Consider the following 17651-nt stretch of genomic DNA (forward strand, 5'->3'; position numbering starts at 1 on the left):
ACCACCCGCAGTAATATTTCACGATCAAAATTTGTCCATTGATGTTCACAAACACTACTGAAAGAGTAAATTTCGCATCCGCTAAGAACATACCGGAATACCCGGATTTCTTGGACATTCAGATTAAGTCATTCCAAGACTTTTTTCAACTTGAGACTAAATCTGACGAAAGAGGAAATGAAGGTCTCTACAACACCTTCATGGAAAATTTTCCCATTACAGACACTAGAAATCAATTTGTACTAGAATTTCTAGATTATTTTATAGATCCACCAAGATATTCCATCCAAGAATGTATTGAACGTGGGCTTACCTATAGCGTACCATTAAAAGCACGCTTAAAATTATATTGTACCGATCCTGAGCACGAAGATTTTGAAACCATCGTGCAAGATGTGTACTTGGGTACTATCCCGTACATGACACCAAGTGGTACATTCGTTATCAACGGTGCGGAAAGAGTGGTTGTATCACAATTACATAGATCACCAGGGGTGTTCTTTGGCCAATCCTTCCACGCAAATGGTACAAAATTGTATTCTGCCAGGGTAATTCCATTTAAGGGATCTTGGATAGAATTCGCTACCGATATCAATGGTGTGATGTACGCCTATATCGATAGGAAGAAAAAGTTACCAGTTACCACACTTTTCCGCGCAATCGGTTTTGAAAGAGATAAAGATATCCTTGAGATATTCGACCTTTCAGAAGAAGTTAAGGTTTCCAAAGCAGGACTTAAAAAAGTATTGGGCCGTAAATTGGCCGCAAGGGTATTGAACACATGGCACGAAGATTTCGTGGATGAAGATACCGGTGAAGTTGTATCTATTGAGCGTAATGAGATCATCCTAGATCGTGATACGGTTCTTGAAAAAGAACACGTTGATGAAATCATTGATGCAGATGTAAAGACTATACTACTTCACAAAGAGAACAATGCGCAATCAGATTATGCCATTATTCACAACACATTACAGAAGGATCCTACCAACTCTGAAAAAGAAGCGGTAGAGCATATTTATAGACAATTGCGTAATGCTGAGCCGCCAGATGAGGAAACGGCTCGTGGTATTATTGATAAGTTGTTCTTCTCTGATCAACGTTACAACTTAGGAGAAGTTGGTCGTTATAGAATGAACAAGAAATTGGGTCTTGATATTGGAATGGACAAACAAGTTTTGACCAAGGAAGATATTATCACCATTATCAAATACTTAATCGAATTGATCAACTCCAAGGCGGAGATTGATGATATTGATCACTTGTCCAACCGTCGTGTAAGAACTGTTGGAGAACAATTGTCTTCTCAATTTGGTGTTGGATTGGCACGTATGGCACGTACCATTCGCGAGCGTATGAATGTTCGTGACAACGAAGTATTTACCCCTATTGATTTGATTAACGCAAAGACCTTGTCTTCCGTTATCAATTCATTCTTCGGTACCAACCAGCTATCCCAGTTTATGGATCAAACCAATCCATTGGCTGAGATAACCCACAAAAGAAGATTATCCGCACTTGGACCAGGTGGTCTTTCACGAGAAAGAGCAGGTTTTGAGGTGCGTGACGTTCACTATACCCACTACGGAAGACTTTGTCCAATTGAAACTCCTGAAGGACCGAATATTGGTTTGATATCTTCATTGTCAGTGTTTGCCAAGGTAAACCCAATGGGCTTCTTGGAAACCCCATACCGCAAAGTGGAAAATGGAGTTGTAGATACCAAGGAGTTCACGTATCTAAGCGCTGAGGAAGAAGAGGGAATGAAAATTTCCCAGGCAAACATTCCTATGGATGCCAAAGGAAAAATTGAAGACGATAAAGTAATTGCGCGTGAGGAAGGTGACTTCCCGGTAGTTGATCCATCCGAGGTTAACTATACGGACGTTGCTCCTAACCAGATTGCCTCTATTTCCGCTTCCTTGATTCCATTCTTGGAGCATGATGATGCGAACCGTGCTTTGATGGGATCAAACATGATGCGTCAGGCAGTTCCATTACTTAGACCACAATCACCAATTGTTGGTACTGGTCTGGAAAGACAAGTTGCTACGGATTCAAGGGTATTGATCAATGCTGAAGGTGATGGTGTTGTAGAATATGTGGATGCACAGAAAATTACCATCAAGTATAGCCGAACCGATGAGGAACGTTTGGTAAGTTTCGAAGAGGATTCCAAAACCTACAACTTAGTTAAGTTTAGAAAAACGAACCAAGGAACCAGTATTAACTTGAAGCCTATTGTAAGAAAAGGTGATAAAGTTAAAAAGGGTCAGGTACTTTGTGAAGGTTATGCTACGGAAAAAGGCGAATTGGCCTTGGGCAGGAACATGAAGGTGGCCTTCATGCCTTGGAAAGGATATAACTTTGAGGATGCGATAGTAATTTCTGAAAAAGTGGTGCGTGAGGATATCTTTACCTCCATCCATATTGATGAATACGCATTAGAAGTTAGAGATACCAAATTAGGTGCTGAGGAATTGACCAACGATATTCCTAACGTATCTGAAGAAGCCACTAAGGATTTGGACGAGTACGGTATGATCCGTATTGGAGCCGAGGTAAAACCTGGTGATATTTTGATTGGAAAGATTACTCCAAAAGGTGAATCTGACCCTACACCAGAAGAAAAATTACTTCGTGCCATCTTTGGTGATAAAGCTGGTGACGTAAAAGATGCTTCCTTGAAAGCTTCACCTTCATTGAGAGGTGTTGTAATCGATAAGAAACTATTTTCTCGATCTATAAAGGACAAGCGTAAGCGTTCAGAAGATAAAGAAGCTATTTCCAGATTGGAAATGGACTACGAAGTGAAATTCCAACAGTTGAAGGATGTCTTGATCGAAAAACTATTTGGTTTGATCAATGGTAAAACTTCACAAGGGGTAATTAACGATTTAGGTGAAGAAGTACTTCCAAAAGGAAAGAAATACACCATTAAAATGTTGAATGCCGTTGATGATTTTGCACACTTGGTAGGTGGTAGCTGGACAACAGATGATAGTACCAATGCAATGGTGGCTGATTTGTTGCACAACTACAAAATCAAATTAAACGACATCCAGGGTAACCTTAGAAGAGATAAGTTTACCATCTCTGTTGGTGATGAATTGCCTGCTGGTATTATGAAATTGGCTAAAGTTTACATCGCTAAGAAACGTAAACTGAAAGTTGGTGATAAGATGGCAGGTCGTCACGGTAACAAAGGTATCGTTGCACGTATCGTACGTCAAGAAGATATGCCATTCCTAGAAGATGGAACTCCTGTGGATATCGTATTGAATCCACTTGGTGTACCATCAAGGATGAACATTGGTCAGATTTACGAAACGGTATTGGGTTGGGCCGGTCTTAAGTTGGGTAGAAAGTATGGAACCCCAATTTTTGATGGAGCTACCCTAGATCAGATCAACGCGCTTACAGACGAGGCTGGAGTTCCAAGATTTGGACATACCCACCTTTACGATGGTGGTACCGGGAAGCGTTTTGATCAAGCCGCGACAGTAGGTGTAATTTACATGTTGAAATTAGGCCACATGGTAGACGATAAGATGCACGCAAGATCTATTGGACCATACTCTTTGATCACGCAACAGCCGTTGGGTGGTAAAGCACAGTTTGGTGGTCAGCGTTTTGGTGAGATGGAGGTTTGGGCACTAGAGGCCTACGGAGCTTCCTCTACATTACGCGAGATTTTGACTGTAAAATCTGATGACGTGATCGGTAGAGCCAAGACCTATGAGTCCATTGTAAAAGGTGAGACCATGCCAGAACCTGGATTGCCAGAATCTTTCAATGTATTGATGCACGAACTTAAAGGTTTGGGCTTGGATATCAGATTGGAAGAGTAACAAAGTTTATATAGTATTTTAATAATATCATCTCCATAGTATTATGGCTAGAATAAAAGATAATACCGCACCAAAAAGGTTTGACAAAATTTCCATAGGACTGGCTTCTCCAGAGTCTATCTTGGCCGAGTCCCGTGGTGAGGTGTTAAAGCCTGAAACCATTAACTACAGAACACATAAACCAGAGCGTGATGGTCTGTTTTGTGAGCGTATTTTTGGTCCTGTAAAGGATTACGAATGTGCCTGTGGTAAGTACAAGCGAATTAGATATAGAGGGATTGTTTGTGACAGATGTGGTGTTGAGGTAACTGAGAAAAAAGTACGTAGAGACCGCGTAGGACACATCAATTTGGTGGTACCTGTGGCACATATCTGGTATTTCCGTTCCCTTCCAAACAAGATTGGATACCTATTGGGATTACCATCCAAGAAATTGGATATGATCATTTACTACGAAAGATATGTAGTAATACAACCAGGTCTTGCCAAAGGACCAGAAGGTGAGGAAATCAACAAGATGGACTTCCTAACAGAGGAAGAATATTTGAACATCTTGGAAGAATTACCAGCGGAAAACCAATATTTGGAAGATACAGATCCAAACAAATTCGTTGCCAAAATGGGGGCGGAATGTTTGATTGATCTATTGGCACGTATTGACTTGGAAGAATTGTCTTATCAGTTAAGACACAAAGCCAATACGGAAACTTCCAAACAACGTAAGACTGAAGCCCTTAAGAGACTTCAAGTAGTTGAAGCTTTGCGTGAATCCCAAGATAATCGTGAAAACAGACCGGAGTGGATGATCATGAAGGTGGTACCTGTAATTCCACCGGAATTACGTCCGTTGGTACCATTGGATGGTGGTCGTTTTGCCACTTCCGATTTGAACGATCTATACCGTAGGGTTATCATTAGAAATAACCGTTTAAAGCGTTTGATGGAAATCAAGGCTCCAGAAGTGATCTTGAGAAACGAAAAGCGTATGCTTCAAGAAGCTGTGGATTCCTTGTTCGATAACACAAGAAAAGCCTCTGCGGTAAAAACAGAATCAAACAGACCCTTAAAATCCCTTTCGGATTCCTTGAAAGGAAAACAAGGTCGTTTTCGTCAGAACTTGCTGGGTAAACGTGTGGATTACTCTGCCCGTTCCGTAATTGTGGTTGGACCGGAAATGAAATTGTACGAATGTGGTCTACCAAAAGATATGGCTGCTGAGCTGTACAAACCTTTTGTCATCAGAAAACTGATTGAAAGAGGTATAGTAAAGACAGTAAAATCAGCCAAGAAAATCATAGACAAGAAAGAGCCTGTGGTTTGGGATATCCTGGAAAATGTTCTCAAAGGACATCCAGTACTATTAAACCGGGCCCCCACGCTTCACAGATTGGGTATCCAAGCCTTCCAACCAAAGTTGATAGAAGGTAAGGCTATTCGTTTGCACCCATTGGCATGTACCGCATTTAACGCGGATTTCGATGGGGATCAGATGGCAGTTCACTTGCCTTTGGGTCCAGAGGCTATATTGGAAGCGCAATTGTTGATGTTGGCCTCCCAAAACATCCTGAACCCTGCGAATGGTTCTCCTATTACCGTTCCTTCGCAGGATATGGTATTGGGTCTGTACTATATGACCAAGGAAAAGAAATCTACCAAAAAAGAGCCCGTATTGGGTGAAGGGTTGACCTTTTATTCTGCAGAAGAAGTTGAAATTGCCTTCAACGAAGGAAAAGTAGAACTGAATGCCGGTATCAAGGTTAGGGCCAAGGACTTTAACGAAGAAGGTGAGCTTGTAAACCAAATTATAGAGACTACTTGTGGGCGTGTATTGTTCAACAGCGTGGTACCAGAGCAAGCAGGATATATTAACACGGTATTGAACAAGAAATCCCTAAGGAACATTATCGGGGATATTCTTGCGGTGACCGATGTTCCTACAACTGCTGAGTTCTTGGATAAGATCAAGACCATGGGATACGAATTCGCCTTTAAAGGAGGTTTGTCCTTCAGTTTAGGTGATATTATTATTCCACCAGAGAAGCACGATATGATCAACGATGCCAACGAGCAGGTTGATGGTATTATGATGAACTATAACATGGGTCTGATCACCAATAACGAGCGTTACAACCAGGTTATTGATGTTTGGACATCTACCAATGCCATGTTGACAGAATTGGCCATGAAGCGAATCCGTGAAGACAAACAAGGATTCAACTCTGTGTATATGATGTTGGATTCTGGAGCAAGGGGTTCCAAAGAGCAGATTCGCCAGTTGACTGGTATGCGTGGTTTGATGGCCAAGCCGAAAAAATCGACAGCAGGTGGTGGTGAGATCATCGAAAACCCGATTCTTTCCAACTTTAAGGAAGGACTTTCGATTTTGGAATACTTTATCTCTACGCACGGTGCGCGTAAAGGTCTAGCGGATACCGCTTTGAAAACTGCGGATGCTGGTTACCTGACCCGTCGTTTGGTGGATGTATCCCAAGATGTAATCATCAACATCGATGACTGTGGTACCCTTAGAGGAATTGAGGTGCAGGCATTGAAGAAAAATGAAGAAGTAGTGGAAACCTTGGGAGAAAGAATCCTAGGTAGGGTTTCCTTGCACGATGTATACAACCCATTGAACGAGGAGTTGTTGTTGGCAGCAGGCCAACAAATCTCCGAAGCCGATGTGAAAAAGGTAAATGCTGCCCCTATCGAGAAGATAGAAGTGCGTTCCGCATTGACCTGTGAGGCTCCAAAAGGTATCTGTGCCAAGTGTTATGGTCGAAACCTAGCTACCAATAAAATGGTACAGCGTGGTGAGGCCGTTGGTGTGGTTGCTGCACAGTCCATTGGTGAACCTGGAACACAGTTGACCTTGCGTACCTTCCACGTGGGTGGTATTGCAGGTAACATTTCCGAGGATAACAAATTGGAAGCCAAGTTTGAAGGTGTTGCTGAAATCGAGGATTTGAGAACTGTGGTTGGAGAGAACAGCGAAGGCGAAAAGGCCAATATCGTAATCTCCAGAACTTCAGAGATCAAGGTTGTTGATTCCAATACCGGAATTACTTTGAGTACCAACAACATTCCTTACGGTTCCCAGTTGTTTGTGAAGAACGGTGCCAAGATCAAGCCAGGTACTGTAATTTGTCAATGGGATCCATATAATGGTGTAATTGTTTCTGAGTTTACAGGTCAAATTGCCTACGAAAACATTGAACAGGGAGTTACCTATCAAGTAGAAATCGATGAACAAACCGGTTTCCAAGAAAAGGTGATTTCTGAATCAAGAAACAAAAAGTTGATTCCTACCTTATTGATTAAGGATGGTAAAGGAGAAACTTTACGTTCATATAACCTACCAGTTGGTTCACACATTATGGTGGATGACGGTGATAAAATCAAAGAAGGTAAGATATTGGTGAAGATTCCTCGTAAATCTGCTAAGGCGGGTGATATTACAGGTGGTCTTCCAAGAGTGACCGAGCTTTTCGAAGCACGTAACCCATCTAATCCTGCTGTTGTTTCTGAAATCGATGGTGTAGTTTCCTTCGGAAAAATCAAGCGTGGTAACCGTGAGATTATCATCGAATCCAAAACAGGAGAAATCAAGAAGTACTTGGTTAAACTGTCCAATCAGATTCTAGTTCAAGAAAATGATTATGTACGAGCTGGTATGCCATTGTCAGATGGTTCCATTACGCCAGAAGATATCTTGGCCATTAAAGGACCATCAGCGGTTCAGCAATATTTGGTGAATGAAGTACAGGAAGTATACCGATTACAAGGGGTGAAAATCAATGATAAGCACTTTGAGGTAGTAGTACGCCAGATGATGCGTAAAGTACGTATTGAAGATTCAGGAGACACTACCTTCTTGGAGAACCAATTGGTGCATAAAGATGACTTTATCCGTGAAAACGATGAGATTTACGGTCAGAAAGTAGTTGAAGATGCAGGTGATTCTGAAAACTTGAAAGCTGGACAAATCATTTCTGCAAGAGCATTGAGGGATGAAAATTCCATCTTGCGAAGAGAAGACAAAACTTTGGTAACCGCTCGAGATGCAGTTGCAGCAACTGCAACACCAATCTTGCAGGGTATTACAAGAGCTTCCCTTCAGACCAAGTCGTTTATCTCAGCGGCATCATTCCAGGAAACCACTAAGGTATTGAACGAAGCTGCTGTTAGCGGTAAAGTGGATACTTTGGAAGGATTGAAGGAGAATGTCATTGTTGGACATAAGATTCCTGCCGGTACAGGTATGAGGGATTATGATAGCATCATTGTAGGCTCTAAAGAGGAGTATGATGAAATCATGGCTCGAAAAGAGGAATTCAAATTCTAAATAAAAAAACCCTGACCGAAAAGTCAGGGTTTTTTCTTTACTTTATCTTCTAACATTGCATCTATGGCAGAGAATAATAATCAGAATCAAAAGCAAATAAATATAGAGTTGGATGAAAAAACCGCCGAAGGTATTTATTCCAACTTGGCAATTATAAATCACTCCGTATCTGAGTTTGTGGTGGACTTTATAAGTATGATGCCTGGCGCTCCCAAGGCCAAGGTTAAAAGTCGTATTGTACTAACCCCGCAACATGCCAAAAAATTTTTAAAAGCATTGAGTGATAACGTTTCACGTTTTGAAAAAGCACATGGTACGATTAAAGACTATGAGCAACCACCAATCCCTTTAAATTTTGGTCCAACAGGAGAGGCATAAAAAACAAAACCCAGACTAATACATCTGGGTTTTTTGTTTCTTGATACCGAAAGCGTTAGGAAATCCAACCCTTTTGAATGGATTTATTGGAAAAGAAAATTAACAATGCTCCTACGACGACTACGATTAAAGGCATTGTATAGGCTGCATTCCCATATACTTCACTTGCGTTCTGAAGGAAAAGCCAGTTGATAAACTGAAGAACTGCCGTAATAAGTGAAACAACAAATAAGGGTTTGGCCCATTTTTTTCGCATCAGCAATCCAATTGAAGCAATGGTCCCCGAGAATACCGCAATGGCAAAAGCTGCAGTAGCCCAAGCAGGGATACCCTCAAACAGCTCCCGCTCCGCTTGCGACATGGCCTCCAATAACTCAACTTGGTTGAATTTGGTCGACAAGTAATTGAATACCCCAAAGAGATTCCATACAAGGGCAAGAACGCTTAAAATCCAAAACCAGATTGGTGGTTTGTTTGAATCAGACATAGAAAAGTTTTTATTGGTTACAGCCAATAAAGTACAAAAAATCTACGGATGTTTATTTTGCAAACATCTGATTGTCTGTAGTATACAATAGGTGCAGTGCTATTGTGTTAGTTCAGAGGTGAATCTAAGCGTTACGGATGGATACTTTTGTTGGGTCATTTGCAATGAAAATGCAGAATCCGCTAAAAAAACCAGCTGTCCCCTTTTGTCTTGGGCTAAAAACTTTTGTTTTACCCTTTTAAATTCTTTGAATTCCTCATGATTTGGATCATCAACTTCCACCCAACATGCTTTATAGACAGGAAAATTTTCATAAGTGCATTTAGCACCATATTCATGTTCCAATCGATATTGGATTACTTCATATTGCAAGGCGCCAACTGTTCCAATAACTTTACGACCATTCATTTCCAAGGTAAATAGCTGGGCTACACCCTCATCCATTAGCTGATCTATTCCTTTACCTAGCTGCTTGGCCTTCATAGGATCCGCGTTATTGATGTACCTAAAATGTTCTGGGGAGAAACTAGGTATGCCTCTGTAGTTCAATTTTTCCCCATTGGTCAAAGTATCACCAATTTTAAAATTTCCCGTATCATGAAGTCCTACGATATCTCCAGGGAATGAAATATCCACGATTTCCTTCTTCTCGGCAAAAAAGGCGTTGGGACTGGAAAACTTTAATTTTTTATCGTGTCTTACATGCAAGTAGGGTTTGTTTCGCTCGAACGTACCTGATACGATTTTAATGAATGCTAAACGGTCACGATGTTTAGGATCCATATTGGCGTGTATCTTAAATACAAAGCCAGAAAAATCCTTTTCATCCGACTCAACAAGGCGTTCCTCTGCCATTTTTGCCCTAGGAGCGGGAGCAATATCAATGAAGCAATCCAAAAGTTCACGAACACCAAAGTTATTCAATGCAGAGCCAAAAAATACGGGCTGTTGTGTTCCGTTTAGATAAGCATTCATATCAAATTCTGGATAAACACCAGATACCAACTCTAAGTTATCTCTTAATTCAGCAGCCGCGGATTCACCAATGATATTTTCCAATTCCAGACTTTCAATATCGGTAAAGGCAATAGTTTCCTCAATATTTTGTTTGCTATTGCCACTGAAAAGATTAATGTTCTTTTCATAAATATTATAAATACCCTTGAAGTCAAAACCCATACCTATTGGAAAACTCAATGGGGTAACAGAAAGTCCCAACTTTTGTTCGACTTCGTCCAATAAATCAAAAGCATCTTTACCTTCTCGATCCAATTTATTAATGAAGACAATCATTGGTATATTCCGCATTCTACAGACCTCCACCAATTTTTCGGTTTGCTCCTCTACACCCTTGGCTACATCAATTACAACAATTACGCTATCTACTGCGGTAAGTGTTCTGAATGTATCCTCAGCAAAGTCTTTGTGTCCTGGAGTATCTAGAATATTGATTTTTTTATCCTTGTAGATAAATGCCAATACCGAAGTGGCCACAGAGATTCCCCTTTGACGTTCGATCTCCATGAAATCACTAGTTGCGGATTTCTTTATTTTGTTGTTTTTAACAGCACCGGCTTCTTGAATGGCCCCTCCAAATAGAAGTAATTTTTCGGTTAAAGTGGTTTTACCGGCATCAGGGTGCGAAATAATCCCAAAAGTCCTTCTTCTAGCTATTTCCTTTTCAAAATCCATGGACAAAAATTTGCGCAAAAATAGGGGTTTTTGACTATTTGGAGCTGAATTAAACGCATCTCTGTTGTTGTTAATAGAATGCGAACAAAAAAAGTGGATAATGAGATGAAAAATTCAAAAAGTAAAGTAATTTTCCCACATAGGAATCGATTGAATTTGTTGGTTTGAAATCCAAGACAAAAAACCATCCGTATAAATAGAGATGGTTGGTAATAACAAGGAAATTACCTTTTGTCGATTAAAATAGGACTTGCCCAACAAAAGCATTAATTATGTGCCCTATGTTAAATTGGGAGTGCTATATATTGGCAAGACCAATTGTTAGTTAAGAAAAGCCCCATTTTCTTACTAGTTCGAGAACACTAATGCCATGGTGATAAGTTGACCAAAGCTATCATTATGGAAAAATTTAATTTCTTAAATCTTAAGAAAAAGGTTTTTTATGGTCTTATGTTGCCGCTAATCGCGTTTGGCTATTTAGCAGTAACTTCATTTGACCATCCGTCAAGTCTTACATCTTTAAGTATGTCAGTGACCACCGATTCCGATGGTGATGGTGTTGTTGACAGTATGGATATTGATGATGACAATGATGGGATAACAGACAGTGCAGAGGATAAAAACAGTGATGGGGATAATCAATATTGGACAAACCCCACGGATACCGATGCTGATGGAATCCCGGATTATTTGGATTCAGATTCGGATAATGATGGTCTCATCGACAATGTTGAAGCTCAAACACCTGCACAGTTTATCGCCCCAACAGCTACAGATTCCAATGATAATGGGTTGGATGATGCCTATGAACAAGGCGGAAATTTAGGTTTAACACCAGTTGATACAGATGCTGATGGTGTTTCCGATTTTCGTGATATAGATTCCGACAATGATGGTATTCTTGATAGAAATGAATCAAGTGTACTGAGCACGGAATTTGATTGCGAAACTATTCCCATGTTGGATTTTAGCCAAATTCCGGTTTTAGAATCTGGTGACGCATTACAAGAAGGAGCAACGTATAGATTTCCCAATGTGGCCGATGGACTGGATGCATTGGTAACATTAGAGGAAATTGTAAATGGGGAAATAGATACCTTGGATCAAAATGAAACTGATGCGGCCTATTTTAAACCAGAGGTGTTTTTTACAACCACTTCAGAAGAAAGAAGACCCTATGTTGATTTTAAGTTTACCATCGTAGCAACTGGAACTAATAATCCTGTAGTTTTAGAGGATTTAATAGCCAATTTCATTGATGTCGATGGAAATGAGCAATATCAAGAATATAACCGTTTTGATACACCGGTTAGTTATACAGTAGATGCTAACACGGATGTTTTTGTAAATAATACTTTTGGTGGATTGTTGATCAATGGGGGAAGTGTTGAGTTTCCCGGAATTTCCAATGAGAACCCTTCCGTTAATGTTGCAGTCCAATTTGTTGATCTATCTACCTTCGTTTTCAGATTTGGAATTCAACCGGTCAATGGAGGAAACTTTACCACATCTGTTGCAAGACAAGCTGGAATCCAGTTTTCCTGCTTAGATAATTTTGTAAATCCAATTACCACCACCTTCAATGTAGATGTTGACTCAGACGGGGATGGGATTCCAGATAGATTGGATATTGATAGTGATAACGATGGTATTCCAGATAATATTGAAGGTCAAACCACAGATGGGTACGTGCCGCCAACAGGAATGGATGATGACAATGATGGTTTGGACAATGCATATGAAGGTGACGGAGATCAAGGAATTACCCCGGTAAACACCGATGGTGTGGATGAACCGGACTATCTGGATGATGACAGTGACAATGATTTGGTACCTGACAACAACGAGGGGAACGACTTCAATTTCGATGGTATTCCAGATCAGGCCTATACGGGCAACGATACGGACAATGACGGTTTGGACGATGGATATGAAGGTTCGGATGTTGACGATGGCTATGATGTGAACGATGAGATCGAGGATCCGGCCACGGACCTACCGGACACGGACGGTACCGAGGATGTGAACTACCGTGATTTTGACGATGACGGTGATGGCATCGATACCCCGGATGAGGACGCGGATGGTGATGGTGACCCTACCAATGACGATACGGACGAGGACGGCACCCCGGATTACTTGGACCCTGACAGCCCTAACCCGGGTGACGACACCGATGGTGATGGGGTACCAGATTCAGTGGACCTTGATGATGACAACGATGGTATCCTTGACACCACTGAAGACCACAATATAGACGGGGACGGTGACCCACTGACCGAACCATTGGACAGTGATGGAGACGGTAGACCTGACCATTTGGACATTGACAGTGACGATGATGGCATTCCAGACAATGTGGAGGCGCAGCCCACGGCCACCTATATTCCACCAAACGATGACGACGCGGCCACCTATGAGGCCAACCAAGGTGTGAACAGTGCCTACATCGGTGGATTGACCCCTGAGAACTCGGATGATGACGAATTACCGGACTATCTGGATGATGACAGTGACAATGATTTGGTACCTGACAATAACGAGGGGAACGACTTTAATTTCGATGGTATTCCAGATCAAGCCTATACGGGCAACGATACGGACAATGACGGTTTGGACGATGGATATGAAGGTTCGGATGTTGACGATGGCTATGATGTGAACGATGAGATCGAGGACCCGGCCACGGACCTACCTGACACGGACGGTACCGAGGATGTGAACTACCGTGATTTTGACGATGACGGTGACGGCATCGATACCCCGGATGAGGACGCGGATGGTGATGGTGACCCTACCAATGACGATACGGACGAGGACGGCACCCCGGATTACCTGGACCCTGACAGCCCTAACCCGGGTGACGACACCGATGGTGATGGGGTACCAGATTCAGTGGACCTTGATGATGACAACGATGGTATCCTTGACACCACTGAAGACCACAATATAGACGGGGACGGTGACCCACTGACCGAACCATTGGACAGTGATGGAGACGGTAGACCGGACCATTTGGACATTGACAGTGACGATGATGGCATTCCAGACAATGTTGAGGCACAGCCCACGGCAACCTATATTCCACCAAATGATGACGACGCGGCCACTTATGAGGCCAACCAAGGTGTGAACAGCGCCTACATCGGTGGATTGACCCCTGAGAACTCGGATGATGACGAATTACCGGACTATCTGGATGATGACAGTGACAATGATTTGGTACCTGACAACAACGAGGGGAACGACTTTAATTTCGATGGTATTCCAGATCAAGCCTATACGGGCAACGATACGGACAATGACGGTTTGGACGATGGATATGAAGGTTCGGATGTTGACGATGGCTATGATGTGAACGACGAGATCGAGGACCCGGCCACGGACCTACCTGACACAGACGGTACCGAGGATGTGAACTACCGTGATTTTGACGATGACGGTGACGGCATCGTTACCCCGGATGAGGACGCGGATGGTGATGGTGACCCTACCAATGATGATACAGATGGTGATGGAACACCGGATTATTTAGATCCCATAGATGACCCTGCTCCACCACCTACAGATGAGAAAATTGAAGTAAATCAGATGTTAACACCTAACGGTGATTTAAAGAATGATTTCTTGTTTATTCGCGGAGTACGCAATATCAAGACCAGTACACTACGTATTTTCAATAGATGGGGAGTAGCAGTTTACGAAGGAAAGGACTACGATAATGTAAACAATGTATTTGATGGCCGTTCACGTGGAAGGTCAACGTTGAGCGTTAATGATTACCTACCGGCAGGGGTATATTTTTATATATTTGACTACGAAACGGAAGAAGGGAAGTTTACAGATTCCGAATACATTTATATAAGCAGATAACAGATAGATTCAGAATGGTTAGAAAGCATTTTTTAATTCCGTTAGTACTTATAGGAATCTCAATACAGGGTTTAATTGCCCAACAGGATGCCCAGTATACCCAATACATGTTCAATACCTTGACCGTTAATCCGGCATATGCTGGTTCAAGGGGTCAATTGAGTTTTGCAGGACTTTATCGTTCGCAATGGGTTGGATTGGATGGGGCACCAGAAACCTTCTCCTTCAATCTACATTCGCCCATACGTAATAGTAGGTTAGGTTATGGCGTATCTCTTGTTAATGATAATATTGGTGATGGCGTTGTGCAGGAAACCTATTTAGATGCAGTTTTATCGTATACAATTGATGTTTCCCTAGATGCAAAATTGTCGTTTGGATTGAAAGCAGGAGGGAACATGCTTAGTTTGGATTTTAATGGCTTGCGCAATTTTGATCAGGAAGTTGTGCAACAAGATAATATAGACAATCAGTTCAATCCTAATTTCGGTCTTGGGATTTATTACCATACCGATAAGTTCTACATGGGAGTATCAGCACCAAATATTCTAGAAACAGAATATTTTGATAATGATGCCAACGATTCCAACTCGGTGAATTTCCTTTCAAGTGAACGAATAAACTTTTACTTGATCACAGGATATGTGTTTGATTTGAATGCTGATTTACAGTTTAAACCTGCCCTGTTGACAAAGGTTGTTGGTGGAGCTCCACTACAGGTTGACCTTTCTGCAAATTTCCTTTATGCGGATAAATTCTATTTTGGAGGGGCTTATAGATTGGATGCGGCCATTAGTGCTTTGGCTGGATTTCAGATTACCGATCAAATCATGATAGGTTTGGCCTATGATCGTGAAACCACGGAATTGGGTGGAACCCAATTTAACGACGGTTCTTTCGAACTGTTTTTGAGATTGGAATTACTAAAGGCATTCCAACGAACAGTATCACCTAGGTTCTTCTAATGACCAATACGATGATTAAAAAAATAGTTTTACTTCTCATTGTTGTTCTAGGATTCGCTACTCCGATTTCAGCCCAGGAAAAGGGTAAGATTAGCGATAAACAAGGAGCCAAGGCCAAATCAAAGGCGGACAGCCGTTACAATGAATATTCCTTTAGTCCCGCTATAGATATCTATAAAAAGGTACTGGATAAAGGTTATGTGTCCCAGGATTTATTAAAGCGATTGGGTAACGCCTATTATTTCAATGCCAAATACGAAGAAGCAGCCAATGTGTACAAGCGATTGGCGGAGGATTTTCCAGATGAAACCGACCCAGCTTACATATTTAGGTACGCCCAGAGTTTAAAAACACTTGGGGACTATGATGCTGCAGCAATTTTGATGACGAGATTCAAGGAAATGACGGCAGGTGGCGATATTCCAGAGGCAGAAGATTACTTGGCTAAAATTGAAGAGAATTCAGGACGATACACGGTTAAGCCGTTCCCTTATAACAGTAAATATTCGGATTTTGCGGCTATTTTTTACAAAAAAGGATTGATTTTCTCATCCGATAGAGATACCGGTAACTTGGCAAGATATCGGCATACATGGAACTCCAAAGACTTTTTGGATTTATATAAGGTAAATGCAGATAGTGTTTCAAACGACAATGTAGTTAAACTGCAAGGTGATGTAAACACCAGATTGCATGAATCCACTTCTGTAGTTAGTAAAGATGGAACCACTATGTACTTTACCCGTAATAACTTTCTGGACGGGAAAAAGTATAAGGATGAACAAGGTATCATTCGTTTGAAGATTTATAGCGCAGAACTTGTAGATGGAGAATGGACCAATATCATAGAGTTACCGTTTAATAGTGATTCTTATTCTGTTGCGCATCCTGTATTGAGTCCAGATGGTAAGCGATTGTACTTTGTTTCTGATATGCCGGGCTCATTGGGTGAATCCGATATTTTCGTAACTGAGATTATTGGGGATGGTACGTATGGTCCTATTGTGAACCTAGGGAACAATATCAACACCATTGCGCGTGAGACTTTTCCATACATTACCAAAGAAGGTGTTTTGTACTTCTCATCTGATGGTCATCCAGGTTTAGGTGGATTGGATGTTTTTGCCACAAAAATCACTTTTGGCAATTTCAATGAACCGGTAGTTAACGTGGGTAAACCGGTAAATGGAAATCAAGATGATTTTGCATTTATCCTTGATAATGAGACTAAGATTGGATATTTCTCATCCAATAGGGAAGGCGGGCTTGGTGAAGACGACATCTATGAGTTCACAGAGAATGAACCATTGGTATTGGATTGCATCCAAGAAGTTACAGGAACGGTAAGAGATAGAATTTCAAACGAAGTATTGGCCGGTGCGACTGTAAAAATTATTGATGAGGAAAACAGGGAAGTATCTTCAACGCTAACGGATAGTAAAGGAAATTATGTCTTAGCTCTAGATTGCTCAAAAGGCAATTTTGTTCGGGCCTCGAGAGATGGCTACGTACCAGCTGAAGAATATCTGAATAGGTCCTACGGTAAACCGCGAATAGTGGATTTTTACTTAGAACGCGACGTTGTTACAGGCGGGTTCGGTGACGATTTGGCCAAGTTACTTCAATTGAGCACAATCTATTTCGACTTGAACAAATTCGATATTAGACCAGATGCAGAAATTGAAATTCAAAAAGTCATTGTGGCTATGGAAAAGTATCCAAGTCTAAAAATCAAGGTGAATTCGCATACGGATAGCCGAGGTAATGATGCATACAATCTCTGGTTATCACAAAAAAGAGCAGAATCCACAGTGCAATACATGATTTCCAAAGGAATAGCGCCGAATAGATTACAAGGCGAAGGATTTGGAGAACGTCGTTTGGTCAATCAATGTAGTAATGGTGTTCGCTGTAGCAGTGAAGAGCACCAATTAAACCGTCGTTCAGAGTTCATCATATACGAATAATGGTTTTTAATGAGAAACCTATAATGAAAAAGAGTCCAATTTTGGGCTCTTTTTTGATTTTTAGTGAATTTTTGAAGTTCAAACCCCATAACTATT

At 41.4% G+C, this 17651-nt stretch carries 8 protein-coding genes; 6 read left to right on the top strand and 2 right to left on the bottom strand.

What is annotated here, in order from left to right; genetic code table 11:
- Nucleotides 1-41: 41 nt before the first annotated feature.
- From rpoB to M3P19_RS14790, 3 genes are all read left to right on the top strand, one after another.
- Entirely contained in the window at nucleotides 42-3851 is a 3810-nt protein-coding gene (gene rpoB, locus M3P19_RS14780; protein WP_249658456.1) for a DNA-directed RNA polymerase subunit beta, read from the top strand.
- Nucleotides 3852-3894: 43 nt separating this feature from the next.
- Nucleotides 3895-8193 (top strand): DNA-directed RNA polymerase subunit beta', encoded by a 4299-nt coding sequence (rpoC, locus tag M3P19_RS14785; RefSeq protein ID WP_249658457.1) that lies wholly within the window; start codon nucleotides 3895-3897, stop codon nucleotides 8191-8193.
- 63 nt (nucleotides 8194-8256) lie between these two features.
- The gene (locus tag M3P19_RS14790) at nucleotides 8257-8571 is read left to right on the top strand and encodes a DUF3467 domain-containing protein (protein WP_249658458.1); all 315 of its coding nucleotides are present in this window, start codon (nucleotides 8257-8259) and stop codon (nucleotides 8569-8571) included.
- 55 nt (nucleotides 8572-8626) lie between these two features.
- On the opposite strand, the gene M3P19_RS14795 is transcribed toward M3P19_RS14790, so the two are convergent.
- Together M3P19_RS14795 and M3P19_RS14800 are read right to left on the bottom strand one after the other, a co-directional pair.
- Nucleotides 8627-9058 (bottom strand): hypothetical protein, encoded by a 432-nt coding sequence (locus M3P19_RS14795; RefSeq protein ID WP_249658459.1) that lies wholly within the window; start codon nucleotides 9056-9058, stop codon nucleotides 8627-8629.
- A 99-nt stretch (nucleotides 9059-9157) separates the two neighbouring features.
- Entirely contained in the window at nucleotides 9158-10750 is a 1593-nt protein-coding gene (locus tag M3P19_RS14800; protein ID WP_249658460.1) for a peptide chain release factor 3, read from the bottom strand.
- Nucleotides 10751-11149: 399 nt separating this feature from the next.
- Here M3P19_RS14800 and M3P19_RS14805 point away from each other — a divergent pair, with 399 nt between their 5' ends.
- From M3P19_RS14805 to M3P19_RS14815, 3 genes are read left to right on the top strand one after another with little or no spacing between them, the layout of a single operon-like run.
- Complete coding sequence (locus M3P19_RS14805; RefSeq protein WP_249658461.1) at nucleotides 11150-14623, top strand: T9SS type B sorting domain-containing protein; 3474 nt, start codon at nucleotides 11150-11152, stop codon at nucleotides 14621-14623.
- 14 nt (nucleotides 14624-14637) lie between these two features.
- The gene (locus M3P19_RS14810) at nucleotides 14638-15588 is read left to right on the top strand and encodes a PorP/SprF family type IX secretion system membrane protein (protein WP_249658462.1); all 951 of its coding nucleotides are present in this window, start codon (nucleotides 14638-14640) and stop codon (nucleotides 15586-15588) included.
- Nucleotides 15589-15599: 11 nt separating this feature from the next.
- On the top strand, nucleotides 15600-17555 hold the full coding sequence (locus M3P19_RS14815; protein WP_249658463.1) for an OmpA family protein: 1956 nt from the start codon (nucleotides 15600-15602) through the stop codon (nucleotides 17553-17555).
- Nucleotides 17556-17651 lie beyond the last annotated feature (96 nt).

It is taken from the genome of Flagellimonas spongiicola (assembly GCF_023502425.1).
Classification (GTDB): Bacteria; Bacteroidota; Bacteroidia; order Flavobacteriales; family Flavobacteriaceae; genus Flagellimonas; species Flagellimonas spongiicola.